This is a genomic window from Vibrio cyclitrophicus (assembly GCF_024347435.1).
GTDB lineage: Bacteria > Pseudomonadota > Gammaproteobacteria > Enterobacterales > Vibrionaceae > Vibrio > Vibrio cyclitrophicus.
Genome location: NZ_AP025480.1, coordinates 304,193 through 331,004 on the forward strand (window position 1 = coordinate 304,193; position 26,812 = coordinate 331,004).

Here is a 26,812-nt window from a genome sequence, read left to right on the forward strand (position 1 = left end):
GGTTGAATACTATCGAGGTTAAGCTCTATATATTGCTAATAATCCGAGCCACCATCGCGTGAACACGAAGAACGATAGTCCCCAATAAGCTTGGATCTTGATCTAACAAAAGGAAAAGGGAATGCCTTAGGGCTGAGGGGCTGGTTCAGAAAAAGCAACATAGAGGTTTTCTGCCCCTAATAATCGACAGTATTGAAAAGCGAGAGGCGCTTGTTGGTTTGCGAAAAGCTGAAGAGAGTTTATGTAGTCGACGAGATCAGATTGTTGTTGTTTCTCTAGTTGTAATTCGAACTGTAAGGCTTCACGGTAGAGTGAATCAACAACGTGTGCTTTGAGATGCTTACGTAGCTCTCGATAACTATGAAGCAGGGTTTCAGAGCGGCTCAAGCACTGTTGAACTTTGTGCCACTCTTCTTCGGCAAAAGACAATTGCTGCTCATCAAGCCATTTGAGCAGCAGCAGTAGATTGACGTTGCCGTGAAACTGGTTTTGTAAAGCTAGGCACGCATCCTTTACACCACGCACACTGTAATACTGAAGGCTAAATTGCCATAGTCGTTCCAGTGTTAGTGATATTGGGGCGTGCTCTGGGCTCATAAGCTATCCATATCCTGTTCCATCTGCTCAAGCTCTTCTTGAGTGGACATCCAATCCATTTCAACTTCTTCTAGCTGTGACTTACTGCTCGCTTGGAGAGCGAGTACTTTATTCAGTTTAGCCTTATTTTCAGCTTCATACAGTGAAGTGTCGGATAATTCTTGCTCGGCTTCTTCAAGAGCCAACGTTAATTTATCCATCTGCTTTTCAAATTGACTCAGCTTTTTACGAATTGGTGCCGTTAGTTTACGGAACTCTGCTTCTTTACGTTTCTGATCTTTTTTTGCTGCCGCACTGTTGGCGCCGTCTTTTGCTGGTGCCAATGCTTGTGCTTCTTTGCGTTCAACTTTCTGCTGTTCGGTTAGCCACTTGTAGTAATCGCTTAGGTCACCATCAAACGGTGCAACTTGACGGTCGTGTACCAAATACAAATCATCGGTAGTCGCACGGAGTAGGTAACGGTCATGCGATACGATAACCATTGCGCCTTCAAACGTCTGCAATGCAAACGTCAGCGCCTGACGCATGTCGAGATCCAAGTGGTTGGTTGGTTCATCGAGCAGCAAAAGATTCGGTTTTTGCCATACTAGTAGCGCCAGAACTAAACGCGCTTTTTCACCGCCTGAGAAGGGGGCTACTTTATCGAGCGCTTTTTCACCTTGGAAACCGAAGCTACCTAGGTAATCACGCAGTTGTTGCTCTGTGTGTTTAGGGGCAATCTGCATCATGTGTTGCAGCGGTGTTTCTTCTGGGTGCAGCGTCTCTAATTGGTGCTGTGCAAAGTAACCCATCTTAACGCCTTGTGAATAGCTCAGTTCACCACCTTGCTGTTTCAGTTCGCCAGAAAGGAGTTTAATCAGCGTTGACTTACCAGCGCCATTTCGGCCAAGTAGACCAATACGACTGCCCGGTACTAGGTTCAAGCGAATCTTCTCTAGAATCAGGTTGTCATCGTAACCCGCAGAGACTTCATCCATCATCATGATTGGATTTGGTAGCGCGTCTGGTTCTCTAAACTCAAAGCTGAATGGGTTATCAAATTGAGCGGGCAGCACTTGTTCCATTTTCTCTAATGCTTTGATACGGCTTTGCGCTTGGCGAGCTTTTGAGGCTTTGTAGCGGAAACGGTCAATGTAGCTCTGCATATGAGACATTTGTTTCTGCTGTTTTTGGTACATCGCTTGTTGCAGGATCAGTTTTTGCGCGCGTTGAGTTTCGAACGATGAGTAGTTGCCGGTGTATTCATTGAGCAGCTGGTTTTCAACATGCACGATGCGGTTGACGATAGGATCCAAGAAATCTCTATCGTGCGAGATAAGAACGAGTGTGCCAGGGTAGTTTTGTAACCAGCGTTCTAGCCACATTACTGCGTCTAAATCCAAGTGGTTGGTTGGCTCATCGAGTAGCAGTAGGTCACTGCGGCACAATAGGGCTTGCGCTAAGTTCAAACGCATACGCCAACCACCCGAGAACTGGGTTAGGTTCCATGTCATTTGTTCTTGGCGAAATCCTAAGCCATCCAATAGCTCAGCAGCACGTGCTTTGATGCTGTAACCACCAATGGTTTCAATTTTGCCGTGGATCTCTGCTACTAATGTGCCGTTGTCGGCTTGTTCAGCTTTCTCTAGTTGATCTTCAAGGCCGCGATATTCACGGTCGCCATCAATCACGTATTCAATCGCTGTTCTTTCTAGTGCTGGCGTTTCTTGAGCAACCCAAGCCATTTCCCAATGGGCTGGTTTACTGAATGAGCCAGCATCAATAGACAGCTCGTCTTTAATTAAGGCGAACAGCGTAGATTTACCACAGCCGTTTTTACCAACCAAACCGATCTTGTCGCCAGGATGAAAAGTCGCAGATGCTTGGTCGAGGAGTGGCTTACCGCCGCGTAGCAATTGAATATCAGAGAAAGTAATCATATAGAGGTAGCATAGAAATTAGAGGTGAACAGACGCCTGCATAGTAGGCTGAATCCAGATAAAAGTCGATCACAATGCAATTTGCGTTATGATGCCAATAACATATTAATAACTTTTATTTAAATTCTAGTGGCCTTGCCACCGTTTAGCCCTTAAAGGAATGTTTCAAAGGAATGAGTATTACTCCCTCGATAGACAAACCCGTGCCAAAGGTATTAGTGATCTATGCGCACCCAGAGCCGCAAACCTCTATCGCTAACCAGATCATGGTTAAAAAGATAGAGTCGCTTGGGAATGTTAAAATCCACGATCTTTATGCCCTCTATCCTGACTTCTTTATTGATGTGCCTTATGAGCATGAACTGCTTCTGCAGTACGATGTGATTGTATTCCAACATCCTTTGTTTATGTACTCATGCCCTTCGTTATTGAAGGAATGGTTTGACCGAGTATTAGGCAAGGGCTTTGCGTTTGGTGAGCAAAGTGCACTTAAGGGTAAGCATTGGCGCAGTGTTATCACCACGGGTGGTAAAGAAGAGGCGTTTGGTGCTGCAGGCTATAATAAGTATCCCTTACAAGAGATCTTGCAACCGTTTGAGCTAACTGCCGCTTTGTGCCAGATGCACTGGATGTCACCTTTAGTTTTACATTGGGCTCGAAATGTCTCGGATATGACGCGTTACCAACACGCTGAAGAATATCGAAATTGGTTGCGAGATCCGCTACAAGATATAGGAGCAAATGATGGCTCTGACTAATGATTTCCTACAAAGTAGCGCTATATTTTTAGCGGCGGCTGTGGTTGCGGTTCCTATCGCGCAGCGAGCAGGCTTAGGTTCAGTATTAGGTTACTTATTAGCGGGTGTCGCTATTGGTCCATGGGGGCTTGGCCTAATCAGTGACGTAGAGGCCATTCTACATTTCTCAGAGTTCGGGGTGGTGCTGCTGCTCTTCCTTATTGGTTTAGAGCTTAACCCCAAAAAACTGTGGCAGATGCGGGCGCCTATTCTCGGCTTAGGGGGGGCGCAAGTGTTGATCACCACCTTGATTATTACCGCCATCGCCTGTTTGTTCGGATTGACTTGGCAAACTAGCCTCGTGATAGGTATGGGGTTAGCCTTATCTTCGACAGCCATCGCCTTGCGCGTTATTGAAGAGCGAGAGCTTGGTGGTAAAGAAGCGGGACAGTCAGGCTTTGCAGTCTTACTTTTCCAAGATATTGCAGTAATCCCTATGTTAGCGGTGTTGCCTCTGCTTGCGGGCAATACGGGCGGTAGTTGGGCTGACATGTTGTGGATGCTAGGCGGCGTGATTGGCTTACTTGTTGGTGGTCATTTCTTACTGAGACCACTATTCCGCTATGTGGTCATGAGCGGTGTTCGTGAGTTGTTTACCGTTGCAGCGCTGCTATTGGTGATTGGTATTGCCGTCATCATGCAGCAGATTGGTTTGTCGATGGCGCTGGGTACTTTCTTAGCGGGTGTTCTTCTAGCAGAAAGTGAATATCGACACGAGCTTGAAATTGCGATTGACCCATTCAAAGGGTTATTGCTTGGCCTGTTCTTTATCTCTGTGGGTATGGCGGTGAACTTAGGTTTACTAGCCGAAAGCCCATTCGCGATACTGATTGCAGTTTGTGCATTGGTCGTGTTGAAAGGTTTGGTACTGTATGCACTTGCCCGTATCTTTGGTACACAGACAAAAGCGCGTAGCCGAATGGCGATGATACTCAGCCAAGGTGGTGAGTTTGCCTTTGTTATTTTTACTGCGGCGAGTGCACAGGGTATTTTAAGTGGTGAACAGGTATCGTTCTTACTGGTCGTGGTGAGTTTATCAATGGTGACTACGCCATTGATGCTTAAGCTGCAAGACCGATTCTTTGCTCGTCAACTTAATCAAATCAGTGAAAGCGCGATGTCTTCTGATGTAGTTGATCGTAGCCCTAGAGTGATCATTGCTGGTTTTGGTCGTTTCGGTCAGATCATTGGTCGCTTGATGTACGCTAATAAGATTCGTATCACCGTCCTTGAAAGTGATGCCAGCCAAATACATATCCTTAGAAAATTCGGCTACAAGGTATTTTACGGTGATTCAACTCATCTAGAACTGTTACGTGCCGCAGGCGCTGATAGAGCGGAGGCGATTGTACTGTGTACTGACTCTCCCGATGAAATCATGAAAACCGTCGATTTATGTAAGCAGCACTTCCCGCGCTTAAAGATCTTAGCGCGTGCACGAAGCCGTGTTGAAGCCTATCAATTACTTAACCATGGTGTGAGCAACTACTCTCGTGAAACTTTCCTTGGAGCATTAGATTTAGGGCGTCAAACATTGACTGAACTTGGCATGCATCCATATAAAGCGAAGCGAGCAGAAGCACATTTTAGGAAATTGGATAATGGTATGCTCAAAGAGTTACTTCCTCAGCACAACGAAGATGCCGAGCTAGCTCAAAGAGCGAAAGAGGCTCGTAAAGAGCTGGAAGAAATTTTTGGACACGAGATGGAAAATGATCATCAGTCTCGAAACTATTGGCAGTAGCCTGAGTCTAGAGTGAATAACCCGAGCTTAGGAATATAGCTGAACTCAGAAATAGCAGTCTAAAGAACCAACCTAATAATAAACGCGGTCTCTGCTTAGTTTCTAATAGAGCGGGCGGGATGAACTGCGAATCCAGAGTAGTAAAGGACATTAACGTGAAACAGAAAAAACGCTTTATCGCTGGGGCGAGCTGCCCAAGCTGCAACACTCAAGATACTCTTCGCTGGTGGATAGAGAATAATATCGAATTGGTGGAATGTGTTGATTGTAATTTCAATGAGCAGCGGAAACCGAAAACTGTAGAGAAATCTGAACACGCGAATCAAGAAATGATCGGTATTTTTAAACCAGAATGATTGAGTTTCACTAATTCATCCCCATAATATCGGGTGTATAAAATTTATTCCTAGGCTCAACTGTTCGAGCCTAGTCCAAACCTCCTTGGAGCTCTCATGAAAATTGAAAAGAACGTAGTAGTTAGTGTTGCATATCAAGTGAAACTTGAAGATGGCGTAGTAGTTGACCAATCAACTGCAGAAGCTCCACTAGATTACCTTCACGGTCACAACAACCTAATTACAGGTCTTGAAAAAGAGCTTGAAGGCAAAGTTGCTGGTGACAAGTTCTCTGCAACGGTTACTCCAGAAGACGCTTACGGTGAACACAACGACGACCTAGTTCAACGTGTTCCTGCTGACGTATTCCAAGGTGTTGAGCAAATCGAAGTTGGTATGCGTTTCTTAGCGGATACTGACCAAGGTCCAATCCCAGTTGAAGTGACTGAAGTAGATGGCGACGAAGTTGTTGTTGACGGTAACCACATGCTAGCTGGCCAAACTCTAACGTTTGACGTTGAAGTTGTAGCGGTTCGTGAAGCGACTGAAGAAGAAGTTCAACATGGTCACGTACACCAAGAAGGTGGCTGTGGTGATCACGACCATGATCACGAAGGTGGTTGTTGTGGTGGCGAAGGCCATGACCACGGTGAAGAGAAAAAAGAAGGCTGCTGCGGCGGCGGTAGCTGTGGTTCTCACTAATACCGAATGAACGTTTTAGATTAAGAACGCTGAAAACCTCCCTTGTGGAGGTTTTTTCGTATTGGAGCCGAGGCTTGTTTGGATTAACTGTTTATCTAATAAGGTAACCATCCGAAAAAGTTTAGTTTCTACTATCAGACATCGGATCATGGATGTGGTATTGATAGAACAACATTATAAAAATACGTCAGTGGAGAATTCACATGTCACAGCCTTTTTCAATTGCCATTCATGGTGGTGCAGGAACCATCTTGCGAGAGCAAATGAGTGATGAATTAAAAACAGGCATCACAGAAGCTTTAAAAAAATCGGTGTTAGCTGGTTACCAGGTGCTGCAATCGGGCGGTGATGCTGTGGATGCTGTAGTTGCTTCGGTAAAAGTGATGGAAGACAGCCCACACTTTAATGCTGGTAAAGGCTCGGTGCTGACTCATGATGAGTTTGTTGAGATGGATGCTTCTGTTATGCATGGTAGTGAAATGGATGCCGGTGCGGTTGCGGGTGTTCGTCATATCAAGAATCCCATTGAACTTGCACGTGATGTAATGCTGAAAAGCGATCATGTGTTGTTGATTGGTGAAGGCGCTGAGAAGTTCGCCTTTGAGCATGAGTACACCTTCACCGAGCAGGATTACTTCTTTACCGAGCGTCGTTATGACCAACTTCTATCAATGAAAGAGAAGGGCATTTTTGCTTTGTCTGAAGCGAAATATGATGAACAGCAAGCCCATAAATATCCAGATGATAAGAAGTACGGCACGGTTGGCGCCGTGGCGTTAGATCAATCCGGGAACTTAGCTGCAGCAACCAGCACTGGTGGTGTGACCAATAAGAAATACGGTCGTGTGGGAGACTCTCCAATTATAGGCGCAGGCACTATTGCTGAAAATGGCAACGTGGCTGTTTCAACAACAGGTATGGGCGAGTTCTTCCTACGTAAAATGGTCGCAAGTGATGTGGCAGCACGAATGCGTTATCTCAAAGAAGATGTACATACGGCTTGTGAAACTATCATTCAAGGTGAGTTGAAGGCCATGGGTGGAGAAGGTGGCTTGATCGCTATTGATGGCCAAGGTGATATTCATTTTGGCATGAACAGTTCAGGGATGTATCGCGCGAGTGTTGATACTAACGGTTGTGTGGAAGTGAAAATTTATGCTGATGACTAAGCTTTTATTAGCTTAACTAGCTTTAGTTGAATTAGCGAAGATTAAACGAACAAAAGGGCGACAGATAAGCATCTGTCGCCCTTTTAGTTTTCTATGTCCCGTCCTGAAATGAGTTTACACATCGAGGGCGAGAGACTAGCGATATGCGTCACTAGAATCTATTCGTCATTTTGAACTGCGCTTAATAGTGCGGAGGTGGCGTCTCTTCTGATGCGTCAGCTAAGTTGGAGCCGTCCATATTTTTTACTTTACCCACCACGAACTTCATTTGATCTTGCATTCTCGTGATCAACATCTGTTGTTGGCTAAGCGCTTCATTGAGTTCTTCAATGGTTTGTTCTTGGAAAGCCAACTGACATTCTAGGTCATTCACACGGCTTTCTAGTTGTTCAATTCGCTTTTCTGTCATCGTTCTAATCCACATTCCAAGCTTGGGCGATGCCCGCAGAGGTGCCCGATATCACACGGTTCTTTTCATCAAAGGCTGCATCATACACTACCGCACGGGGAGGGCGAGCATCTTTTAGTGGCTCAGCATCGTGACGAGAAATTCGTTTTCCATCTTGAGTATTCCACACACTCACTTGGCTTGATGGCGTACCTGTCACCAGCATACTGCCGTTATCAGAAAAGCGAGCGCTAGAGAATATCAGCTGTCGAGACCAGCTTTGCAATTGCGCTTGAGGTTCACCTGTTTCCAAATCCCATATCATCGCTTGGTTGCTGCCATCGGAAGTAAAAGCTAATTCTCCATCCCGTTGTAGTGCAACTCGTACTACTCTTTGTTCATGCTTGAAGGTACGTAACACTAAGCCTGATTCGGTGTCCCAAAGGTAAGCTTTGTAGTCGTTACCGCCTGATAATGCGTAGCGCCCATTCGAAGAAAGGGAGACTGAATTTACTTTTTCTCTGTGAGCGAGGAACTCAAGACGGCGTCCGGTGACTAAGTCCACATAGATAGCTTTGCCATTAGATAGGCCAAGCAAGACTTTTTCACCATTGCTAGAAATATCGACATCACGAATCAAGCCATCGGAAATAGACCAGAGCCCCTCAGCCTGAGTCCAAGATAAGTCCCAAACGGCGAAGTTCATCTGGCTGGCGGTAATGGCAAAGCGGCCATTGTCTGAGATGCGGATTCGCGATACTTGGTTTTCGGATTGGTCTTGCGGGCCAAGTTGAGCGAGTTCTTTGTTTTGATCTAAATCCCAAAGGAGCAGTTGTTTTTCTTGAGAGTAGAGCAGGGCAAAACGTCCATCTCTGCTGAGTGCAAAGCTGGTGGCGCCATTGGGTTCTATTTCCCAACGCTGATCATCATCCTGGAAGAAAAAGCAACCATTTAACAAGGTGATGACAATTGTATATAGCAATGAGTGGAAAAATATTCGCATCACATCTAATAATCCGGTTTGTGTCGAAAGACATATGACTAGTATATTGTTATAACTAACGTATTCACACCAATCTAATCATTAGATTTGTGCACAATAACCAATGGCTTGGCCATTAATTGGAGAATTCAATGAAATCAGTTTTAAAAGTATCACTGCTTGCCGCAACGGTTATGCTAGCAGTTGGTTGTCAGAAAGAAGAACCAAAGGCAGAAGCTCCACAGGTTGAAGAAGTTAAAGTAGAAGCAGTAAACTTTAAAACAGAAGATGACAAAGCGGCTTACGCAATCGGTGTATCTTTCGCAAACTACCTAAGCACAAGTATTGATAAGCCAAGTGAGCTAGGCATTAACCTAGACAAAGACATGGTTCTTCAAGGTATCGAAGACGTATTCGCAGAGAAAACAGCACTGAACGAAGAAGAAACTCGCGCTGCTCTTGAAGCTCTAGACAAGCGTGTTGCTGAAACGATGCAAGTACAAGCGGCAGAGAAGTCTGCAGAAGTGAAGAAAGCTGGTGATGATTTCCGCGCTGAGTTCGCTAAAACTGAAGGCGTTAAGCAAACTGAATCTGGTCTACTTTACCAAGTAATGACTGCGGGTGAAGGTGCTTCTCCAAAAGACACTGATACCGTTCAAGTACACTACAAAGGTACGCTAACAGACGGTACTCAGTTCGACAGCTCTTACGATCGTGGCGAACCAGCAACATTCCCACTAAACCGCGTGATCCCGGGTTGGACTGAAGGCGTACAACTGATGCAAGTTGGTTCTAAGTACAAGTTCGTTATTCCGCCAGAGCTAGCATACGGTGAGCAAGACACACCGACTATCCCTGCTAACTCAACGTTAGTGTTCGAAGTTGAACTATTAAACATTGATAACGCTGAAGCGGCTCCTGCTCAGTAATATCAGTGAGAACTCTTGTTCTCAAATTCGTTGATTGAACAAAAAGCCTAACTTCAAGTTAGGCTTTTTTTATGATTTGAAGGTGAGTATTTGATTTTTAAACTTGTTCTAAATCACTAGTTGCAATGTTAGCTAGGTGTGCAATTAAAATTTTCTGATAAACTTACATAAATTTGTTGATTTTTCACACGAAGGTAAGGAATAAGTGACTACTACAGAAACAGTCAATGCGGACGTGTTACTCGAAATGGAATCAGTCCATGTCATGCCATTCAGTGAACACGATAAAATTATCTTAAGATCTTACGAGGCCGTGGTCGACGGTATCGCGAGCCTGATTGGTCCGTTTTGTGAAATCGTTTTACACTCTCTAGAAGACCTCAATACTTCTGCAATCAAAATTGCCAATGGCGAAAACACAGGTCGTCAGGTTGGATCACCGATCACCGATCTTGCGCTAAAGATGCTAAAAGATATTGAAGGTTCTAAGCGTAACTTCTCTCGTTCATACTTTACTCGCGCTAAAGGTGGAGTATTAATGAAGTCAATCACGGTTGCTATTCGCAATGGTGAAGACCGAGTGATTGGCTTGTTGTGTATTAACGTCAACTTAGATGCACCTTTCTCACAAGTGCTGCAATCTTTTATGCCGACGCAAGATGCTGACGAAGCTGCATCTTCGGTTAACTTTGCTAGTGATGTTGAGGAACTTGTTGACCAAACGGTTGAACGAACCATTGAAGAAATCAATGCAGACAAGTCTGTATCGAACAACACCAAGAACCGTCAAATAGTGATGGAGCTTTACGACAAAGGTATTTTCGACATCAAAGACGCGATTAACCGTGTTGCTGAGCGTTTGAATATCTCTAAGCACACCGTGTACTTGTACATCCGTCAACGTAAAACAGAGGATGAAGAGGGTTGTTAAGTTATACGCTCTTAGTCAATGGACCTGTTTATGGTTCACAATCTGCCAGAAGTGCTTACCAGTTTGCATTGGCTCTACTAAAGCAGGGCCATAAGCTACACAGTGTATTCTTCTATCAAGACGGTGTGAGCAATGGCTCGAATCTCACTGTGCCTGCTAATGATGAATTTGATTTAGCTTCTGAGTGGCAAAAGCTTGCAAGTGAATATGATATTAGCCTTGAAACTTGTGTCGCAGCGGCCTTAAGACGAGGTGTGGTAAGCTCTGAAGAATCTGAGCAACATCAATTAATCGGTTCTAATCTAGCATCTGGCTTCACTCAAACTGGGTTGGGAAGCTTATCTGAAGCGTTACTAACACAAGATAGGGTTGTGCAGTTTTGAGAAAATTAGCCTTTATATTTAATAGTTTTCCTCACACAACCGCGGCTGGTAGAGAAGGGCTAGATGCATTGCTCGCGGCTTCAGCTTTCAGTGAAGATATTATCGTGTTCTTTGTCGGAGATGGTGTGACACAGCTTCTCAAAGCACAGCAGCCAAGCGAAACACTATCACGTGACTACATCTCTGCATTTAAATTAATGGACCTATACGACATCGAACAGGTGTATGTGTGTAAACGTAGCCTAAATCAATTTGGTTTATCGACGGACAATTTACTGATTGATGTGACGGTTGTTGAAGTGGATCAATTAGCGCGAAAGTTAGCTCAATGCCAACAAATACTGACTTTTTAGGAAACGCTATGCTTCATATTGTAAAATCGGCAGAGAAACTAAAACTCGCATTATTGTATTCCCAACCACAGGATCAGTTTATTTTGGTCGAGGATGCTGTGTATGTTTGCCTTCCAAATCATGAGTTATACACTCAAATTTCTGCAGTTGAAGATGTGTCGGTATTAAAACCGGATCTCGACAGTCGAGGTTTACAACAGTTGGCTTCAAGTTCATTGGCTCAAGTAGACTTCGATGGATTTGTTAAATTAACGGTTTTAAACGACAAATCAGTAACTTGGTAACTATCTTTTATCATTGTGGTCAAAAATAAACCATCCTGAGCTCTAGATGGCTAAAAAAGATCTGTATATTTCTTGACACACCTCCCACTGCTGAATAGAATTTTGCGTCCCTAATTACGACTTGTAATTAGGGATAGATTTTTCACAAAGCTTACTTTCAAGTAAATTTCAGGAGCTAGTTAATGGCAACTATTAACCAGTTGGTTCGCAAACCTCGTGTAAAGCAAGTTGTTAAAAGCAACGTGCCTGCACTAGAAGCGTGCCCACAAAAACGTGGTGTATGTACTCGTGTTTACACTACTACACCTAAAAAACCTAACTCGGCACTACGTAAAGTATGTCGTGTACGTCTAACCAACGGTTTCGAAGTAACTTCGTACATCGGTGGTGAAGGTCACAACCTTCAAGAGCACAGTGTTGTATTAATCCGTGGCGGTCGTGTAAAAGACCTTCCGGGTGTACGTTACCACACTGTTCGCGGCGCGCTTGACTGTGCTGGCGTTAACGACCGTAAACAAGGTCGTTCTAAGTACGGTGTGAAACGTCCTAAGTCTTAATGCATTTTCTTTTTTAAAAGAAAGCGTTAAGTAAGGCCAAACACTATTTTATTTATTATTCTGAAAAGTTTTGGAAAAAACCTGAAGAAGACAACGGAGAATATCCATGCCACGTCGTCGCGTAATAGGTCAGCGTAAGATCCTTCCAGATCCTAAGTTCAAATCTGAATTGCTGGCAAAATTCGTTAACATCCTTATGGTTGACGGAAAGAAATCTACTGCAGAGAAAATTGTTTACACTGCACTAGATTCAATGGCTGAGAAGTCTGGTAAAGACCACTTAGCTGTATTTGAAGAAGCTCTTGAAAATGTTCGCCCAGCGGTAGAAGTTAAATCTCGCCGTGTAGGTGGTTCAACTTACCAAGTACCTGTAGAAGTTCGTCCGGTTCGCCGTAACGCTCTTGCTATGCGTTGGGTAGTTGAAGCTGCGCGTAAGCGTGGTGAAAAATCTATGGCTCAACGCCTAGCTGCTGAAATGCTAGACGCGTCTGAGAACAAAGGTACTGCGGTTAAGAAACGTGAAGACGTTCACCGCATGGCTGACGCAAACAAAGCGTTCGCACATTACCGTTGGTAATACCTTTTTAGTACTGCAAGGTTCCTTGCAGTACTTCTTTAGTTCCTATGCTTATGCTAGGAACTATTGCTATTTCTAGGGCAAGCCTTTTTTAGCGAAGTATCGCCATTAACGCATAATCTAGACATAGCAATAGTCCCTAAGTCTCGAATAAGAGGATTCAACCGTGGCTCGTAAAACTCCTATAGAGCAATACCGAAATATTGGTATCGTTGCTCACGTAGATGCAGGTAAAACAACCACAAGTGAACGTATTCTGTTCTATACCGGTCTTTCTCACAAAATCGGCGAAGTTCACGATGGTGCAGCAACCATGGATTGGATGGAGCAAGAGCAAGAGCGCGGTATTACGATCACTTCGGCTGCAACTACTACGTTTTGGCGTGGTATGGAAGCTCAGTACCCAGACCACCGTATCAATATCATCGATACTCCAGGACACGTTGACTTCACTATTGAAGTAGAACGTTCTCTGCGTGTACTTGATGGAGCCGTTGTCGTGTTCTGTGGCTCGTCGGGTGTTGAACCTCAGTCAGAGACAGTTTGGCGTCAAGCTGATAAGTACCAAGTTCCACGTATGGTTTTCGTTAACAAAATGGACCGTACAGGCGCAGACTTCTTGCGTGTAATTGAACAGATCAAGGACCGCCTAGGCGCGACTCCTGTTCCAATTCAACTGAACATTGGTGCTGAAGATAATTTCCAAGGCGTTGTCGATCTTATCAAGATGAAGGCAATCAACTGGAACGACGCTGATCAAGGCATGACTTTTACGTACGAAGATATTCCTGCAGACATGCAAGAAATGGCTGAAGAGTATCGTACAGAACTTGTTGAAGCAGCTGCAGAAGCATCTGAAGAGCTAATGGATAAGTACCTTGAAGAAGGTGAACTGACTGAAGCTGAAATCAAACAAGGTCTACGTACTCGTACCCTTAGCAATGAAATCGTACTCGCAACTTGCGGTAGTGCGTTCAAAAATAAAGGCGTACAAGCTGTTCTAGATGCCGTCGTTGATTTCCTTCCTTCTCCTGTTGATGTACCTGCTATTAAAGGTATCGATGAGAACGAGAATGAAGCAGAGCGTCACGCAGACGACAAAGAACCGTTCTCTGCACTGGCATTTAAAATTGCAACAGACCCATTTGTTGGTACTTTAACTTTCATCCGTGTTTACTCTGGTGTTGTTGAAAGCGGTAAAACGGCTTACAACTCAGTGAAGCAACAACGTGAACGTTTAGGTCGCATTGTTCAAATGCACTCAAACAAACGTGAAGAAGTAAAAGAAGTACGAGCAGGTGACATCGCAGCTATTATTGGCCTTAAAGATGTGACCACTGGTGAAACGCTTTGTGACCAGAACCATAAAATCGTTCTTGAGCGCATGGAGTTCCCAGATCCAGTTATTCAGATCGTTGTAGAGCCGCGCTCTCAAGCTGACCAAGACAAAATGACGATCGCTCTAGGTAAGCTAGCAGCAGAAGATCCATCGTTCCGTGTTGAAACGGATGACGAAACAGGCCAGACACTAATTTCTGGTATGGGTGAACTGCATTTAGATATCATCGTTGACCGCATGAAACGTGAATTTAACGTTAACTGCAACGTTGGTAACCCGCAAGTTGCTTACCGTGAAACCATTCGTGGTACAGCGAAAGCGGAAGGTAAGTTCATCCGCGAACATGGTGGTAAAGGTCAGTACGGTCACGTATGGCTTAAGCTTGAACCATCAGAAGTTGGCGAAGGTTTTGTCTTTGTAGACGAAATTGCCAACGGTATCGTTCCAAAAGAGTTTATCGCTTCAGTTGCTAAAGGTGTTGAAGAGCAGATGAACAATGGTGTACTTGCTGGCTATCCAGTTTTGGATATCAAAGCTACACTATATGATGGTTCTTACCATGAAGTAGATTCAAGTGAGATGGCGTTTACAATCGCTGCCTCTATGGCTTTCAGAACGGGTGCACTTGAAGCGCAACCAGTTCTGCTTGAGCCTATGATGAAAGTTGAAGTAACTACTCCAGAAGACTGGATGGGTGATGTTGTTGGTGATATTAACCGTCGCCGCGGCCTCATTGAAGGTATGGACGAGGGGACAGCTGGCCTGAAGATAATTCGTGCACAAGTTCCGTTGTCTGTCATGTTCGGTTACGCAACTGATTTACGTTCTGCGACACAAGGTCGTGCTTCTTACTCTATGGAGTTTAGTGAGTACGCTGAAGTGCCTAACAATGTTGCAAAAGCAATCATTGCAGAACGTGGTTAAACAAGACGGAGGCATTTTTTTTCATTTTTTGAAAGAACAATGCGTCCAAATATTGCGCTAACGAGAGTTGGCGCATAAAATAGCAATTTCTGGCGCGTCTCGCTCAATAATGAACGTGGCGAATCATAACTAGGAAGGAACACGATTGTGTCTAAAGAAAAATTTGAACGTACGAAACCGCACGTAAACGTTGGTACTATCGGCCACGTTGACCACGGTAAAACAACTCTAACTGCTGCTATCTGTACTACTCTTGCAAAAGTGTACGGCGGTGTTGCTAAAGATTTCGCATCTATCGATAACGCTCCAGAAGAGCGTGAGCGCGGTATCACAATCGCAACTTCTCACGTTGAGTACGACACTCCAGCACGTCACTACGCACACGTAGACTGTCCAGGACACGCGGATTATGTTAAAAACATGATCACTGGTGCTGCACAAATGGACGGCGGTATCCTAGTTGTTGCTGCGACTGACGGCCCTATGCCTCAAACTCGTGAGCACATCCTACTTGGTCGTCAAGTTGGTATCCCTTACATCATCGTATTCATGAACAAATGTGACATGGTTGATGACGAAGAGCTACTTGAGCTAGTTGAGATGGAAGTTCGTGAACTTCTTTCTGAATACGACTTCCCAGGTGATGACCTACCAGTAATCCAAGGTTCAGCACTTGGCGCACTAAACGGCGAGAAGCAATGGGAAGACAAGATCGTTGAGCTTGCAGAAGCACTAGATTCTTACATTCCTGAGCCAGAGCGTGCAGTAGACCAACCGTTCCTACTACCAATTGAAGATGTATTCTCAATTCAAGGTCGTGGTACTGTTGTAACTGGTCGTATCGAGCGCGGTATCCTACGTGTAGGTGACGAAGTAGAAATCGTTGGTATCAAAGAGACTACTCTTACTACTTGTACTGGTGTTGAAATGTTCCGTAAACTGCTTGACGAAGGTCGTGCAGGTGAGAACGTTGGTGCACTTCTACGTGGTACTAAGCGTGATGACGTTGAACGTGGTCAAGTACTTTCTGCGAAAGGTTCAATCAACCCACACACTAAGTTTGAGTCTGAAGTATACGTACTTTCTAAAGACGAAGGCGGCCGTCACACTCCTTTCTTCAAGGGTTACCGTCCACAGTTCTACTTCCGTACAACTGACGTAACAGGCGACATCACTCTACCTGAAGGCGTAGAAATGGTAATGCCAGGTGACAACGTTCAAATGACTGTTGAGCTAATCGCTCCAATCGCAATGGACGAAGGTCTACGTTTCGCAATCCGCGAAGGTGGCCGTACAGTTGGTGCTGGTGTTGTAGCTAAAATCTTCGCTTAATAGCATTTAGATTTTTGCACACTCTTCATTAGAAGAGCACGCATTTAAAAAGGGAAGCTTTAGCTTCCCTTTTTTTTTGTTTGCCCAGCGAAGCTGGCAAACCCGTCAGGTTGAAAGAAACCTGAATCACCCCGACTGAGGGGAAGATAATCCGAATCGCAAGGGCGTTGTTGGCTAACGGCAGGGTCTGAAGGAAGCGATAGGAAGTTAGCAGTACACAACGCAAGTAAACCTGCTTCGGCAGTATAGGTGGGTAAGCGTCCGAAATAGCGCGAAGCCCTATACTCAGTCAGACCTATGCTGTGCTTGAGGGTGGCATTGTTAACAGGGAGCCAGTGCAGTAACTGGGGAAGCCTGACACCACATCCAGACAGTCTGGAAGCACAAACTCGAAGCGAAAGCTAAGAGGTGTGTTGGTGCGAGGTGGCAGATGAATCCGTAGTAGTGAGTAAGGCTAAGCCAGAGAAGCCCAGTAATGGTGTGGAGGAGAAAACTTAGCTGACCAGCAGCATCAAGTCTGATGGAGCACTGAAATGCCAAAAGCACTCAGTGTTGCGAAGGGAGGAAGTACACTTTAAGTCTGTGATGAACAGATGTTTTTTTTTTCAGTGATACCCAAACCGAATCGCTATCGGGGTATTCCTAGTTTGGTTGATTGTGGAAGCAAGATACTGCGCTAAGAAACTGATGTATGGAATCCAATCCCTCTCTGCCAGTCTACACTTAGCAGAGCGACGTTATAACGAGGGTTCCAATATGTTGACTAAAAATGTTATCGCTATCGACTTAGCAAAAAATGTTCTACAAGCGTGCCATATCAATGTTCACGGTGAGCTACTATCGAACAAGCCTTTGAGCCGTCAAAAAATGAAAGAGTTTCTGGTTAAGGCTAAACCTTCTATCGTTGCAATGGAAGGTTGTTGCGGTAGCCACTATTGGGGACGATTAGCCGAAAGTTTTGGCCACGAAGTTAGGGTAATCAACCCTAAGAAGGTGAAAGGGTATTTGGAAGGTCATAAAACAGATCATAATGATGCACTCGCCATCGCTAATGCTGCTCTTCAAATCGGTATCAAATACAGTCAACCCAAATCTCTCGAACAGCAATCTATGCAATCTTTAGAAAGCAGTCGCCGTTTCTTATCACGCAGTGTTGTTTCATTGGGGCAGCACATTCGAGGCACCATTTTAAGCTATGGGATAGCAAACCCTAAGGGTGAAAAAGGTTTAAAAGCGTCGGTTCAAACTGTGCTCGATGGGGAAACATCAATACCAGCCAATGTCGTATCTGTCCTGTCTATGTTGTGGGAGCAATATAAGGAACTGAAGGCAAAACTCATCGCATTCGAAAAAGAGAAAAATGCTTTAACCCGCCAGATAGAGCCGTGCCAACGATTAATGGACATTGAAGGTGTTGGTGAAACAACTGCTGCGATGCTCTATTCAACTCTTGGTGATGGAAAGCAGTTCAAGAATGGAAGACAAGCTTCTGCATTTGTTGGTCTTACACCAAAGCAACACAGTTCGGGCGGTAAGGTATTTATGATTGGGATCGATAAATGCGGCGGTGTGAAGGAACTACGCTCTCTTCTTTATCTTGGTGCCATGTCCTATGTTGGACGGCTACCCGAAAAGCCAAAAACTCAGAAAGACGCTTGGCTGAAGAGTATCATTGAGCGTATTGGTTTCAAAAAAGCTTGCATAGCACTAGCTAACAAGGTGGTACGCACTGCATGGGCGATGCTTCGATATGAAACCGAATATAAACCAGTATTACTCAACGATTAATCGATAAATCAATTTCTAATATTTTACAAAATGATGATGCATAAAAGATAAGACCAACCTACTGAAAACCTGACCTTTATGTAACGCTTTAAGAGGCTGAGAAACTGACAAGGACAGTAGGTGCGCAAACATCAAAGGCTAGAAGGTAGCTCCTTCAATAAGAAGCCGAATATACGAACGCATCTTAACTTTTATTTATGTTATCACTTTGTAAATACGTGGATTCCATATACGTATAGGGGAGTAACTCTGACTCACTTCAGTAAATTGCCACTGAGCTAGAAGGCTGAACAGCAGAGAGAAATAACACCCACGCTGAAGATGAAACACCTGTCCCCACACAGCACACAATCCAAGGAGAGAAAGTGCGAGTTTATTACAGCTTATATGGTCATCTACTCAACAAAGAGAGGCTGTATAAAGGGTTTAAAAAGGTAAAGAAAGCGAAAGGCGCGGCTGGAATAGATGAGCAGAGCCTGAGCAACTACGCCGAAAATCTGAGTGATAACCTCGATCAACTCCTCTCTGAACTTAAAACCAAGCAATACAAACCTCAGCCAGTCAAACGGGTAGAGATACCCAAAGAAGACGGAGGGGTGCGATTGCTCGGGATCCCAACAGTTAGGGATAGAGTTGTCCAACAAGCGCTCAACGATATCCTCACCCCCATCTTCGAAGAGCAATTTCACCCATCAAGTTTTGGGTATAGGCCGAATCGAAGCTGTCACGATGCAATCAACAAATCCACGATGTTCATCCGGCGTTACGGGTTACAACACGTTGTAGATATGGACTTGTCGAAGTGCTTTGACAAACTCGACCACGAGTTGATTATCAAAAGCATCAGAAAACGAGTCACAGATAGCAGTGTATTAGAGCTGATAAAACAGTTTCTAAAAAGTGGGGTGATGATAGACGGTAGTTGGCAGGAGACAGAGCTAGGAAGTCCACAAGGTGGTGTTATCAGTCCTTTGATAGCCAATATCTACCTTGATGCGTTCGATCAGGAAATGCGAAAGCGCGGCCATAGGATCGTTCGTTATGCGGATGACATACTCATCTTCTGTCGTAGCAAGGCAGGGGCAGAGAATGCCCTTGCACAAGCGACGAAGATCTTAGAAGGAGAGCTTAAACTCACAGTGAACCAGACGAAATCACATATAGCGCACAGCAGTGATGGCGTGAAGTTTTTAGGTGTAGAAATCGGGAGTCAATTTACCCGCATTCAAACTAAAAAACTGAAAGTGTTCAAAAGCAAGTTAAAGCGAATGACGAAGCGAGGGTGCGGTAAGCCACTTGAGCAAGTCATAAAAGATCTAAACCCAGTGTTAAGAGGGTTCAGCCAATACTTCAGGATCACCAATAGCAGCAGGGAGTTCTCAAGACTAGCAGGATGGCTACGAAGAAGACTGCGTAGTATCCAGTTGAAACTTTGGAAGAAGCCTCAACGCTTACATCGAAAGTTAAAACAGTTAGGGTATAAGCCGCCGTTCCAGCATATCTCAATGACAAGTTGGGTCAGTGCAGCGAGTCCACTATCAAGCTATGCGATGTCAAATCAATGGTTTAATGACCAAGGATTGGTAAATCTTGGGACAATAAGGACAGGGTATGTGTTCAGCCAATATGCTGAATGGAAGTGTGCATGAGCCGTATACGAGGTCCGGACGTACGGTTCTGTGAGAGGGATGAGGCGGTAACGCCTCACCCTACTCGATGTTTATAAATAAAGCCTTTTCCCGCGCAATACCTCACATCCTTTAAGCTCCTTTTTCAATATATTCCGATTATTTTTCCAACACCACTTGCATACTAAAGTGTGATCTGTATAATGCATCGCACTGGCTAACGCCGGTTTGTGAACCAATGAGCACTGAGGAGTAGGTCTTACCTAGTAATGTATACTCAGCTTATGTTCGCGGTTAATAAAAATAGTAAATATTGCATTTACTTCAAAAGTTAACTGACAATGCGTCCTGATTTTGGATGCTACGGTTTCACATAAATCAATCGGCATTCTCTCGTTCTTTCGAGCTTGAGTGGCGATATTGTTTGTGTAATTTTTAATAATTGGAGCTCTGTCTCATGCAGAACCAACGTATTCGTATCCGCCTTAAAGCGTTTGATTACAAGCTAATCGATGCTTCAACTGCGGAAATCGTTGAAACAGCAAAACGTACTGGCGCACAGGTTCGTGGTCCTATTCCACTTCCTACTCGTAAAGAGCGTTTCACTGTTCTTACCTCTCCACACGTCAACAAAGATGCACGTGACCAGTACGAAATTCGTACTCACAAGCGTTTGATCGACATCGTTGAGCCAACAGATAAAACTGTTGATGCTCTAATGCGTCTTGATCTTGCAGCTGGCGTTGATGTTCAAATCAGCCTAGGTTAAGGGAGATAAGAATAATGATTGGTCTAGTCGGACGTAAAGTGGGTATGACCCGCGTATTTACTGAAGAAGGCGTTTCTATCCCAGTAACTGTTGTTGAGGTTGAAGCGAACCGTATTTCTCAAGTTAAAACTCTTGAGGCAGACGGCTACGCAGCAATCCAAGTAACTACTGGTGCTAAGAAAGCTAACCGTGTAACTAAACCTGAAGCTGGTCACTTCGCGAAAGCGGGTGTAGAAGCAGGTCGCGGTCTTTGGGAATTCCGTTTAGAAAACGGCGAAGAGTTTGAAGTTGGCGCTGAGCTAAACGTAGAACTTTTCAACGAAATTAAAAAAGTAGACGTTACTGGTACATCTAAAGGTAAAGGCTTCCAAGGCGCTATCAAGCGTTGGAACTTCTCTACTCAAGATATGACTCACGGTAACTCTTTGTCTCACCGCGCACCGGGTTCAATTGGCCAATGTCAAACTCCAGGCCGCGTGTTTAAAGGCAAGAAAATGGCAGGTCACATGGGTGCTGAGCGTGTAACGACTCAAAACCTAGAGATCGTACGTGTTGACGCTGAGCGCAATCTACTCCTTATTAAAGGTGCAGTACCGGGCTCAACAGGCGGAAACGTGATCGTAAAACCTGCTGTTAAAGCATAACGTCTAGGAGTAAGTAATGGAATTGATGGTTAAAGGTGCTGATGCACTAACTGTTTCCGAGACTACTTTCGGACGTGACTTCAACGAAGCTCTTGTACACCAAGTAGTTGTTGCATATGCAGCAGGTGCTCGTCAAGGTACTCGTGCTCAAAAGACTCGTTCTGAAGTATCTGGCGGTGGCGCTAAGCCATGGCGTCAAAAAGGTACTGGCCGCGCACGTGCTGGTACAATTCGTAGCCCAATCTGGCGTACAGGTGGTGTTACTTTTGCTGCGAAACCACAAGATCACAGCCAAAAAGTAAACAAAAAAATGTACCGCGGTGCTATGAAGAGCATTCTTTCTGAGCTAGTTCGTCAAGAGCGTTTAATCGTTGTTGATAACTTCTCTGTAGAAGCACCAAAAACAAAAGAACTTGTAGCTAAGCTTAAAGAGCTTGAGCTAAGCGACGTTCTGATTGTAACTGGCGAAGTAGATGAAAATCTATTCTTAGCTGCTCGTAACCTATACAAAGTAGATGCACGTGATGTTGCTGGTGTTGATCCAGTATCACTTATCGCTTTCGACAAGGTTCTAATGACTGCTGACGCAGTTAAGCAAGTTGAGGAGATGCTAGCATGATCACTGAAGAGCGTATCTTAAAAGTTCTACGTGCTCCGCACATCTCTGAAAAAGCAACTATGGCAGCTGAGAAAGCGAACACTATCGTTTTCAAAGTAGCTAAAGATGCAACTAAGAAAGAGATCAAAGCAGCTGTAGAAAAGCTATTTGAAGTTGAAGTTAAGTCTGTAAATACTCTTGTATTAAAGGGTAAGACCAAACGTCAAGGTATGCGTGAAGGCCGTCGTTCAGACGTTAAGAAAGCCTACGTTACTTTGAAAGAAGGTCAAGATCTTGACTTCGTTGGCGGCGCGGAATAACAGGAGTAGTAAAAATGGCTATTGTTAAATGTAAGCCGACTTCCCCTGGTCGTCGTCACGTCGTTAAAGTTGTTAACGCTGACCTACACAAGGGTAAGCCATACGCACCACTTCTAGAGAAAAACTCTAAGAACGGTGGTCGTAACAACAACGGTCGTATTACAGTACGTCACATCGGTGGTGGTCATAAGCACCATTACCGTGTAATTGACTTCAAACGTACTAAAGATGGCATCCCAGCGAAAGTTGAGCGTCTAGAATACGATCCAAACCGTAGTGCTAACATCGCTCTAGTTCTGTACGCAGACGGTGAGCGTCGTTACATCATTGCACCTAAAGGTGTTAACGCAGGCGACCAGATTCAATCTGGCGTAGATGCTGCAATCAAAGCAGGTAACACTCTGCCGATGCGCAACATCCCAGTAGGTTCTACTGTACACTGTGTTGAACTTAAGCCTGGTAAAGGTGCTCAACTAGCTCGTTCGGCTGGTGCTTATGCTCAAATCATCGCTCGCGATGGTGCATACGTAACTATCCGTCTACGTTCTGGTGAAATGCGCAAAGTACTTTCTGAAGGTCGTGCAACGATCGGTGAAGTTGGTAACTCTGAGCATATGCTACGTGAACTTGGTAAAGCTGGTGCTTCACGCTGGCGCGGCGTACGTCCAACCGTACGTGGTGTAGTAATGAACCCGGTGGATCACCCACATGGTGGTGGTGAAGGCCGCACATCTGGTGGTCGTCACCCAGTATCTCCTTGGGGCGTTCCTACTAAGGGCTTCAAGACTCGTAAGAACAAGCGCACTGACAAGTACATCGTACGTCGTCGCACTAAATAATTTATAAAGAGGAATCGCCATGCCACGTTCTCTCAAGAAAGGTCCTTTTATTGACCTACACTTGCTGAAGAAGGTAGAGAAAGCGGTGGAAAGCGGAGACAAAAAGCCTATTAAGACTTGGTCCCGTCGCTCAATGATCATCCCAACAATGATTGGTTTGACCATCGCTGTCCATAATGGTCGTCAGCACGTTCCAGTTTTCGTTACCGAAGAAATGATCGGTCACAAACTGGGCGAATTTGCACCAACTCGTACTTATCGCGGTCATGCTGCAGATAAGAAAGCTAAGAAGAAATAAGGAGTAGATGATGGAAGCTTTAGCTAAACATAACTTTGCTCGTATTTCTCCACAGAAAGCTCGCTTAGTTGCAGACCAAATTCGCGGTAAGTCGGTAGACCAGGCTCTAGAAATTCTAACTTTCAGCAACAAAAAAGCTGCTGTATTAGTTAAGAAAGTTCTTGAGTCAGCTATCGCTAACGCGGAACATAACGAAGGTGCAGATATCGACGATCTAAATGTCGCTAAAATCTTCGTAGATGAGGGCCCTATCATGAAGCGTATTATGCCTCGTGCTAAAGGTCGTGCGGATCGTATCTTGAAGCGTTCAAGCCACATCACTATTGTTGTAGCAGATCGCTAAAGACTAGGAGAGTAAGCAATGGGTCAGAAAGTACATCCTAATGGTATTCGTCTTGGCATCGTTAAGCCTTGGAATGCTACATGGTTTGCTAATACCAACGAATTCGCTGACAACCTAGACGGCGACTTCAAGGTACGTCAGTTCCTTACAAAGGAACTACAAAAAGCATCATTATCTCGTATCGTTATCGAGCGTCCAGCTAAGAGCATCCGTGTGACTATTCACACGGCTCGCCCTGGCGTTGTTATCGGTAAGAAAGGTGAAGACGTAGAGAAGCTACGCGCAGCTGTAGCTAAAATCGCAGGTGTACCAGCGCAAATTAACATCGCTGAAGTACGTAAGCCTGAGCTAGATGGTCAGCTTGTAGCTGATAGCATCGCGTCTCAACTAGAGCGTCGTGTTATGTTCCGTCGTGCAATGAAGCGTGCGGTACAAAATGCTATGCGTCTAGGCGCTAAAGGCATCAAAGTACAAGTAGGCGGCCGTCTTGGCGGTGCTGAAATCGCACGTTCAGAGTGGTACCGTGAAGGCCGTGTGCCTCTACACACTCTACGTGCAGACATTGATTACGCAACTTCTTCGGCTCACACTCAATACGGTGTGATCGGCATTAAAGTTTGGATCTTCAAAGGTGAGATTCTAGGCGGTATGCCAGCTGCTAACGCAGTAGAGCCAAAAGGCGATAAGCCTAAGAAGCAGCGTAAAGGCCGTAAGTAAGGAGTCGAACGATGCTACAACCAAAACGTACTAAGTTCCGCAAGGTTATGACTGGTCGTAACCGTGGTCTAGCTAAAGGTACTGAAGTAAGCTTCGGCGAATTCGGTCTTAAAGCTGTTGGCCGTGGTCGTCTGACTGCACGTCAAATCGAAGCGGCACGTCGTGCTATGACACGTCACATTAAGCGTCAAGGTCAAATCTGGATCCGTGTTTTCCCAGACAAACCGATTACTGAAAAGCCTCTTGAAGTTCGTCAAGGTAAAGGTAAAGGTTCAGTTGCGTACTGGGTTGCTCAAATCCAACCAGGCAAAGTTATGTACGAGATGAATGGCGTACCTGAAGAGTTGGCACGTGAAGCGTTCCGCCTAGCGGCACGTAAACTGCCTGTTAAAACTACTTTTGTAACTAAGCAGGTGATGTGATGAAAGCACAAGATCTACGCGAAAAGAACGTTGAAGAGCTTAACGCTGAGCTATTGAATTTGCTACGTGAACAGTTCAACTTGCGCATGCAAGCTGCAACTGGTCAACTTCAGCAAACTCATACTCTAAAAGCTGTACGCCGTGACATCGCACGTGTGAAAACTGTTTTGACTGAAAAGGCAGGCGCATAATGAGCGAAACTAACCGCATCCAGCAAGGCCGTGTAGTAAGTGACAAGATGGACAAGTCTATCGTTGTTGCTATTGAACGTACTGTAAAACACCCGATTTACGGCAAGTTCATCAAACGCACGACTAAAGTACACGCACACGACGAAGACAACACTTGTGGCCTAGGCGACAAAGTTGAAATCGCTGAGTGTCGTCCTCTGTCTAAGACTAAGTCTTGGACATTGGTTAAAGTTCTAGAAAAAGCGAAGATTTAATCTTTGTAATTCTATAACTTATAAGCGGCTCCAAATTATTTTTTGGAGCCGCTTGTTTTTTGTCTACCCAATTTAAAAAAAGGGTGGTACAATTCGCGTCCCTTTTAAAGAGGCAGCCCGACCCGAGAGGGTCTAGTTTTAATATTTAGCGGAGCACTAACAATGATCCAGATGCAAAGTACACTTGACGCAGCAGATAACTCTGGCGCGCGCAAGGTAATGTGTATTAAGGTTCTGGGTGGCTCTCACCGCCGTTATGCACATATCGGTGACGTCATCAAGGTTACAGTGAAGGAAGCGATTCCTCGCGGTAAAGTAAAGAAAGGTGATGTTCTGAAGGCGGTAGTAGTGCGCACCCGTAAAGGCGTTCGTCGCCCAGACGGTTCTGTCATTCGCTTCGACAGTAATGCTTGTGTATTGTTAAATGACACTACTGAGCAACCAGTCGGCACACGTATCTTTGGTCCTGTGACTCGTGAACTTCGTAACGCGAAATTCATGAAGATTGTATCACTAGCACCTGAAGTTCTGTAAGGAGCGGCAACATGGCAGCTAAAATCCGTCGTAATGACGAAGTAATCATTCTTGCTGGTAAAGATAAAGGCAAGAAAGGTAAAGTAACTAAGGTTCTGACAACTGGTAAAGTTATCGTTGAAGGCATCAACCTTGTTAAGAAACACCAAAAGCCGGTTCCGGCTCTAGGTCAACAAGGTGGCATCGTTGAACAAGAAGCAGCTATTGATGCTTCTAACGTTGCTGTTTTTAACGCGGCTACTGGTAAAGCAGACCGTATCGGTTTCCGTATCGAAGATGGCAAGAAAGTTCGTTTCTTCAAATCTAACGGCGAAACTGTTTCTAACTAATTAGAAGTAATTTGGAGTTCTACTATGGCGAAACTGCATGATTACTACAAGTCGTCTGTAGTCGCTGAGCTTACCAAAGAGTTCAGCTACACAAGCGTCATGCAAGTCCCTAGGATTGAGAAAATCACCCTAAACATGGGCGTTGGTGAAGCAATCAACGATAAGAAACTGCTAGAAAACGCAGCAGCTGATATGGCAACGATCTCTGGTCAAAAGCCACTTATCACTAAAGCGCGTAAATCTGTAGCTGGTTTCAAAATTCGTGAAGGCTACCCAATTGGTTGTAAAGTAACCTTGCGTGGTGAGCGCATGTGGGAATTTTTAGAGCGTTTAATCTCTATTGCACTTCCACGTGTACGTGATTTCCGTGGTGTTAGCGCTAAGTCTTTTGACGGTCGCGGTAACTACAGCATGGGCGTTCGCGAGCAAATCATCTTTCCGGAAATCGACTACGATAAAGTCGATCGCGTCCGCGGTCTTGATATCACTATCACGACTTCTGCGGGTTCCGATGAGGAAGGCCGAGCTCTGCTGGCTGCCTTTAACTTCCCATTCCGTAAGTAAGGGTAGGGTTACTGTTATGGCTAAACAATCAATGAAAGCACGTGAAGCTAAACGTGCAAAACTAGTAGCTAAGTTCGCTGAAAAGCGTTCTGCGCTAAAAGTTATCATTAGCGATGTAAACGCATCTGAAGAAGATCGTTGGAATGCGGTTCTTAAACTGCAATCTCTTCCACGTGATTCAAGTGCATCACGTCAGCGCAACCGTTGCAACCAAACTGGTCGTCCACACGGTTACCTACGTAAATTCGGTCTAAGCCGCATTAAGGTTCGTGAAGCTTGCATGAAAGGCGAGATTCCGGGTCTTCGTAAGGCTAGCTGGTAATTGCCACTTA

The 26,812-nt window shown here is 44.8% G+C and carries 35 protein-coding genes; 31 read left to right on the forward strand and 4 right to left on the reverse strand.

The window, feature by feature from the left end; all coding sequences use genetic code 11:
* Window positions 1-126: 126 nt before the first annotated feature.
* Together OCW38_RS01350 and OCW38_RS01355 are read right to left on the reverse strand one after the other, a co-directional pair.
* Complete coding sequence (locus OCW38_RS01350) at window positions 127-597, reverse strand: TIGR02444 family protein (protein WP_010435202.1); 471 nt, start codon at window positions 595-597, stop codon at window positions 127-129.
* Complete coding sequence (locus OCW38_RS01355; protein WP_016767995.1) at window positions 594-2,516, reverse strand: ABC transporter ATP-binding protein; 1,923 nt, start codon at window positions 2,514-2,516, stop codon at window positions 594-596. The genes OCW38_RS01350 and OCW38_RS01355 overlap by 4 nt, the downstream gene beginning before the upstream one ends.
* Window positions 2,517-2,689: 173 nt before the next feature.
* Here OCW38_RS01355 and kefG point away from each other — a divergent pair, with 173 nt between their 5' ends.
* From kefG to OCW38_RS01380, 5 genes are all read left to right on the forward strand, one after another.
* Window positions 2,690-3,274 (forward strand): glutathione-regulated potassium-efflux system ancillary protein KefG, encoded by a 585-nt coding sequence (kefG, locus tag OCW38_RS01360; RefSeq protein WP_010435196.1) that lies wholly within the window; start codon window positions 2,690-2,692, stop codon window positions 3,272-3,274.
* A complete protein-coding gene (gene kefB, locus OCW38_RS01365) occupies window positions 3,261-5,057 on the forward strand; it encodes a glutathione-regulated potassium-efflux system protein KefB (RefSeq protein ID WP_010435193.1) in 1,797 nt (598 codons plus the stop codon). Before kefG ends, kefB begins: the two co-directional genes overlap by 14 nt.
* A 155-nt stretch (window positions 5,058-5,212) precedes the next feature.
* Window positions 5,213-5,413, forward strand: a complete 201-nt coding sequence (locus OCW38_RS01370; RefSeq protein ID WP_022570897.1) for a YheV family putative zinc ribbon protein — start codon at window positions 5,213-5,215, stop codon at window positions 5,411-5,413.
* Window positions 5,414-5,509: 96 nt separating this feature from the next.
* A complete protein-coding gene (gene slyD / locus OCW38_RS01375; protein ID WP_016783707.1) occupies window positions 5,510-6,094 on the forward strand; it encodes a peptidylprolyl isomerase in 585 nt (194 codons plus the stop codon).
* A gap of 203 nt (window positions 6,095-6,297) precedes the next feature.
* The gene (locus OCW38_RS01380) at window positions 6,298-7,263 is read left to right on the forward strand and encodes an isoaspartyl peptidase/L-asparaginase family protein (RefSeq protein WP_010435184.1); all 966 of its coding nucleotides are present in this window, start codon (window positions 6,298-6,300) and stop codon (window positions 7,261-7,263) included.
* Between the two features lie 181 nt (window positions 7,264-7,444).
* On the opposite strand, the gene OCW38_RS01385 is transcribed toward OCW38_RS01380, so the two are convergent.
* Entirely contained in the window at window positions 7,445-7,672 is a 228-nt protein-coding gene (locus tag OCW38_RS01385; RefSeq protein WP_004729640.1) for a SlyX family protein, read from the reverse strand.
* 4 nt (window positions 7,673-7,676) lie between these two features.
* Window positions 7,677-8,654: a WD40 repeat domain-containing protein gene (locus OCW38_RS01390; protein WP_261895627.1), complete on the reverse strand. Its 978-nt coding sequence runs from the start codon at window positions 8,652-8,654 to the stop codon at window positions 7,677-7,679.
* A 131-nt stretch (window positions 8,655-8,785) separates the two neighbouring features.
* Between OCW38_RS01390 and fkpA the strand changes: the two genes are divergently transcribed.
* The 26 genes from fkpA to rpsN all read left to right on the forward strand — a co-directional run bounded on the left by fkpA (window position 8,786) and on the right by rpsN (window position 26,802).
* Window positions 8,786-9,562, forward strand: a complete 777-nt coding sequence (gene fkpA, locus OCW38_RS01395) for an FKBP-type peptidyl-prolyl cis-trans isomerase (RefSeq protein WP_016793892.1) — start codon at window positions 8,786-8,788, stop codon at window positions 9,560-9,562.
* A gap of 205 nt (window positions 9,563-9,767) precedes the next feature.
* A complete protein-coding gene (locus OCW38_RS01400) occupies window positions 9,768-10,493 on the forward strand; it encodes a helix-turn-helix transcriptional regulator (protein WP_004729851.1) in 726 nt (241 codons plus the stop codon).
* Window positions 10,487-10,876 (forward strand): sulfurtransferase complex subunit TusD, encoded by a 390-nt coding sequence (gene tusD / locus OCW38_RS01405; RefSeq protein ID WP_016788480.1) that lies wholly within the window; start codon window positions 10,487-10,489, stop codon window positions 10,874-10,876. Before OCW38_RS01400 ends, tusD begins: the two co-directional genes overlap by 7 nt.
* Window positions 10,873-11,229 (forward strand): sulfurtransferase complex subunit TusC, encoded by a 357-nt coding sequence (gene tusC, locus OCW38_RS01410; protein ID WP_016788481.1) that lies wholly within the window; start codon window positions 10,873-10,875, stop codon window positions 11,227-11,229. The genes tusD and tusC overlap by 4 nt, the downstream gene beginning before the upstream one ends.
* An 8-nt stretch (window positions 11,230-11,237) precedes the next feature.
* Window positions 11,238-11,513, forward strand: a complete 276-nt coding sequence (gene tusB / locus OCW38_RS01415; RefSeq protein ID WP_010435170.1) for a sulfurtransferase complex subunit TusB — start codon at window positions 11,238-11,240, stop codon at window positions 11,511-11,513.
* A gap of 182 nt (window positions 11,514-11,695) precedes the next feature.
* Window positions 11,696-12,070, forward strand: coding sequence for a 30S ribosomal protein S12 (rpsL, locus tag OCW38_RS01420; RefSeq protein ID WP_004737194.1), 375 nt, complete (start codon window positions 11,696-11,698; stop codon window positions 12,068-12,070).
* A gap of 106 nt (window positions 12,071-12,176) precedes the next feature.
* Entirely contained in the window at window positions 12,177-12,647 is a 471-nt protein-coding gene (gene rpsG, locus OCW38_RS01425; RefSeq protein WP_010435163.1) for a 30S ribosomal protein S7, read from the forward strand.
* A gap of 166 nt (window positions 12,648-12,813) precedes the next feature.
* On the forward strand, window positions 12,814-14,910 hold the full coding sequence (gene fusA / locus OCW38_RS01430; RefSeq protein WP_016768003.1) for an elongation factor G: 2,097 nt from the start codon (window positions 12,814-12,816) through the stop codon (window positions 14,908-14,910).
* Window positions 14,911-15,057: 147 nt separating this feature from the next.
* A complete protein-coding gene (tuf, locus tag OCW38_RS01435; RefSeq protein ID WP_010435158.1) occupies window positions 15,058-16,242 on the forward strand; it encodes an elongation factor Tu in 1,185 nt (394 codons plus the stop codon).
* A gap of 756 nt (window positions 16,243-16,998) precedes the next feature.
* Window positions 16,999-18,030 carry an IS110 family RNA-guided transposase gene (locus OCW38_RS01440; RefSeq protein ID WP_261894808.1) on the forward strand — a complete coding sequence of 344 codons (1,032 nt, stop codon included), beginning with the start codon at window positions 16,999-17,001 and terminating at the stop codon, window positions 18,028-18,030.
* A 365-nt stretch (window positions 18,031-18,395) separates the two neighbouring features.
* Window positions 18,396-19,679: a group II intron reverse transcriptase/maturase gene (gene ltrA / locus OCW38_RS01445; RefSeq protein WP_261894855.1), complete on the forward strand. Its 1,284-nt coding sequence runs from the start codon at window positions 18,396-18,398 to the stop codon at window positions 19,677-19,679.
* A gap of 436 nt (window positions 19,680-20,115) precedes the next feature.
* Window positions 20,116-20,427 carry a 30S ribosomal protein S10 gene (gene rpsJ, locus OCW38_RS01450; RefSeq protein WP_004736761.1) on the forward strand — a complete coding sequence of 104 codons (312 nt, stop codon included), beginning with the start codon at window positions 20,116-20,118 and terminating at the stop codon, window positions 20,425-20,427.
* A 14-nt stretch (window positions 20,428-20,441) separates the two neighbouring features.
* A complete protein-coding gene (rplC, locus tag OCW38_RS01455) occupies window positions 20,442-21,071 on the forward strand; it encodes a 50S ribosomal protein L3 (RefSeq protein ID WP_261894857.1) in 630 nt (209 codons plus the stop codon).
* Between the two features lie 16 nt (window positions 21,072-21,087).
* Entirely contained in the window at window positions 21,088-21,690 is a 603-nt protein-coding gene (gene rplD / locus OCW38_RS01460; protein WP_004738803.1) for a 50S ribosomal protein L4, read from the forward strand.
* Window positions 21,687-21,989: a 50S ribosomal protein L23 gene (rplW, locus tag OCW38_RS01465; RefSeq protein WP_004736765.1), complete on the forward strand. Its 303-nt coding sequence runs from the start codon at window positions 21,687-21,689 to the stop codon at window positions 21,987-21,989. The genes rplD and rplW overlap by 4 nt, the downstream gene beginning before the upstream one ends.
* A gap of 14 nt (window positions 21,990-22,003) precedes the next feature.
* The gene (gene rplB, locus OCW38_RS01470) at window positions 22,004-22,828 is read left to right on the forward strand and encodes a 50S ribosomal protein L2 (protein ID WP_010435149.1); all 825 of its coding nucleotides are present in this window, start codon (window positions 22,004-22,006) and stop codon (window positions 22,826-22,828) included.
* 19 nt (window positions 22,829-22,847) lie between these two features.
* Window positions 22,848-23,126, forward strand: a complete 279-nt coding sequence (gene rpsS, locus OCW38_RS01475; protein ID WP_004736729.1) for a 30S ribosomal protein S19 — start codon at window positions 22,848-22,850, stop codon at window positions 23,124-23,126.
* A gap of 10 nt (window positions 23,127-23,136) precedes the next feature.
* Window positions 23,137-23,469: a 50S ribosomal protein L22 gene (gene rplV / locus OCW38_RS01480; RefSeq protein WP_004736732.1), complete on the forward strand. Its 333-nt coding sequence runs from the start codon at window positions 23,137-23,139 to the stop codon at window positions 23,467-23,469.
* An 18-nt stretch (window positions 23,470-23,487) separates the two neighbouring features.
* Window positions 23,488-24,186, forward strand: a complete 699-nt coding sequence (gene rpsC, locus OCW38_RS01485) for a 30S ribosomal protein S3 (RefSeq protein ID WP_004736734.1) — start codon at window positions 23,488-23,490, stop codon at window positions 24,184-24,186.
* Window positions 24,187-24,197: 11 nt separating this feature from the next.
* Window positions 24,198-24,608, forward strand: coding sequence for a 50S ribosomal protein L16 (rplP, locus tag OCW38_RS01490; RefSeq protein ID WP_004736736.1), 411 nt, complete (start codon window positions 24,198-24,200; stop codon window positions 24,606-24,608).
* Window positions 24,608-24,799 carry a 50S ribosomal protein L29 gene (gene rpmC, locus OCW38_RS01495; RefSeq protein ID WP_004736737.1) on the forward strand — a complete coding sequence of 64 codons (192 nt, stop codon included), beginning with the start codon at window positions 24,608-24,610 and terminating at the stop codon, window positions 24,797-24,799. The genes rplP and rpmC overlap by 1 nt, the downstream gene beginning before the upstream one ends.
* Window positions 24,799-25,053 carry a 30S ribosomal protein S17 gene (gene rpsQ / locus OCW38_RS01500; RefSeq protein ID WP_004736739.1) on the forward strand — a complete coding sequence of 85 codons (255 nt, stop codon included), beginning with the start codon at window positions 24,799-24,801 and terminating at the stop codon, window positions 25,051-25,053. The genes rpmC and rpsQ overlap by 1 nt, the downstream gene beginning before the upstream one ends.
* Before the next feature lie 162 nt (window positions 25,054-25,215).
* Window positions 25,216-25,587: a 50S ribosomal protein L14 gene (gene rplN, locus OCW38_RS01505; RefSeq protein WP_004736740.1), complete on the forward strand. Its 372-nt coding sequence runs from the start codon at window positions 25,216-25,218 to the stop codon at window positions 25,585-25,587.
* Window positions 25,588-25,598: 11 nt separating this feature from the next.
* The gene (gene rplX, locus OCW38_RS01510; protein ID WP_004738792.1) at window positions 25,599-25,916 is read left to right on the forward strand and encodes a 50S ribosomal protein L24; all 318 of its coding nucleotides are present in this window, start codon (window positions 25,599-25,601) and stop codon (window positions 25,914-25,916) included.
* A gap of 24 nt (window positions 25,917-25,940) precedes the next feature.
* Window positions 25,941-26,480: a 50S ribosomal protein L5 gene (gene rplE, locus OCW38_RS01515; protein ID WP_004738790.1), complete on the forward strand. Its 540-nt coding sequence runs from the start codon at window positions 25,941-25,943 to the stop codon at window positions 26,478-26,480.
* A 16-nt stretch (window positions 26,481-26,496) separates the two neighbouring features.
* Complete coding sequence (rpsN, locus tag OCW38_RS01520; protein WP_004738789.1) at window positions 26,497-26,802, forward strand: 30S ribosomal protein S14; 306 nt, start codon at window positions 26,497-26,499, stop codon at window positions 26,800-26,802.
* The last annotated feature ends 10 nt before the right edge of the window (window positions 26,803-26,812 follow it).

Bases quoted from the DNA above. Each gene is read 5' to 3' on its own strand.
- OCW38_RS01350 (WP_010435202.1), bottom strand. From the start codon at position 597: ATGAGCCCAGAGCACGCCCCAATATCACTAACACTGGAACGACTATGG.
- OCW38_RS01355 (WP_016767995.1), bottom strand. From the start codon at position 2,516: ATGATTACTTTCTCTGATATTCAATTGCTACGCGGCGGTAAGCCACTC.
- kefG (WP_010435196.1), top strand. From the start codon at position 2,690: ATGAGTATTACTCCCTCGATAGACAAACCCGTGCCAAAGGTATTAGTG.
- kefB (WP_010435193.1), top strand. From the start codon at position 3,261: ATGGCTCTGACTAATGATTTCCTACAAAGTAGCGCTATATTTTTAGCG.
- slyD (WP_016783707.1), top strand. From the start codon at position 5,510: ATGAAAATTGAAAAGAACGTAGTAGTTAGTGTTGCATATCAAGTGAAA.
- OCW38_RS01380 (WP_010435184.1), top strand. From the start codon at position 6,298: ATGTCACAGCCTTTTTCAATTGCCATTCATGGTGGTGCAGGAACCATC.
- OCW38_RS01385 (WP_004729640.1), bottom strand. From the start codon at position 7,672: ATGACAGAAAAGCGAATTGAACAACTAGAAAGCCGTGTGAATGACCTA.
- OCW38_RS01390 (WP_261895627.1), bottom strand. From the start codon at position 8,654: ATGCGAATATTTTTCCACTCATTGCTATATACAATTGTCATCACCTTG.
- fkpA (WP_016793892.1), top strand. From the start codon at position 8,786: ATGAAATCAGTTTTAAAAGTATCACTGCTTGCCGCAACGGTTATGCTA.
- tusB (WP_010435170.1), top strand. From the start codon at position 11,238: ATGCTTCATATTGTAAAATCGGCAGAGAAACTAAAACTCGCATTATTG.
- rpsL (WP_004737194.1), top strand. From the start codon at position 11,696: ATGGCAACTATTAACCAGTTGGTTCGCAAACCTCGTGTAAAGCAAGTT.
- rpsG (WP_010435163.1), top strand. From the start codon at position 12,177: ATGCCACGTCGTCGCGTAATAGGTCAGCGTAAGATCCTTCCAGATCCT.
- OCW38_RS01440 (WP_261894808.1), top strand. From the start codon at position 16,999: ATGTTGACTAAAAATGTTATCGCTATCGACTTAGCAAAAAATGTTCTA.
- rpsJ (WP_004736761.1), top strand. From the start codon at position 20,116: ATGCAGAACCAACGTATTCGTATCCGCCTTAAAGCGTTTGATTACAAG.
- rplC (WP_261894857.1), top strand. From the start codon at position 20,442: ATGATTGGTCTAGTCGGACGTAAAGTGGGTATGACCCGCGTATTTACT.
- rplD (WP_004738803.1), top strand. From the start codon at position 21,088: ATGGAATTGATGGTTAAAGGTGCTGATGCACTAACTGTTTCCGAGACT.
- rplW (WP_004736765.1), top strand. From the start codon at position 21,687: ATGATCACTGAAGAGCGTATCTTAAAAGTTCTACGTGCTCCGCACATC.
- rplB (WP_010435149.1), top strand. From the start codon at position 22,004: ATGGCTATTGTTAAATGTAAGCCGACTTCCCCTGGTCGTCGTCACGTC.
- rpsS (WP_004736729.1), top strand. From the start codon at position 22,848: ATGCCACGTTCTCTCAAGAAAGGTCCTTTTATTGACCTACACTTGCTG.
- rplV (WP_004736732.1), top strand. From the start codon at position 23,137: ATGGAAGCTTTAGCTAAACATAACTTTGCTCGTATTTCTCCACAGAAA.
- rpsC (WP_004736734.1), top strand. From the start codon at position 23,488: ATGGGTCAGAAAGTACATCCTAATGGTATTCGTCTTGGCATCGTTAAG.
- rplP (WP_004736736.1), top strand. From the start codon at position 24,198: ATGCTACAACCAAAACGTACTAAGTTCCGCAAGGTTATGACTGGTCGT.
- rpmC (WP_004736737.1), top strand. From the start codon at position 24,608: ATGAAAGCACAAGATCTACGCGAAAAGAACGTTGAAGAGCTTAACGCT.
- rpsQ (WP_004736739.1), top strand. From the start codon at position 24,799: ATGAGCGAAACTAACCGCATCCAGCAAGGCCGTGTAGTAAGTGACAAG.
- rplN (WP_004736740.1), top strand. From the start codon at position 25,216: ATGATCCAGATGCAAAGTACACTTGACGCAGCAGATAACTCTGGCGCG.
- rplX (WP_004738792.1), top strand. From the start codon at position 25,599: ATGGCAGCTAAAATCCGTCGTAATGACGAAGTAATCATTCTTGCTGGT.
- rplE (WP_004738790.1), top strand. From the start codon at position 25,941: ATGGCGAAACTGCATGATTACTACAAGTCGTCTGTAGTCGCTGAGCTT.
- rpsN (WP_004738789.1), top strand. From the start codon at position 26,497: ATGGCTAAACAATCAATGAAAGCACGTGAAGCTAAACGTGCAAAACTA.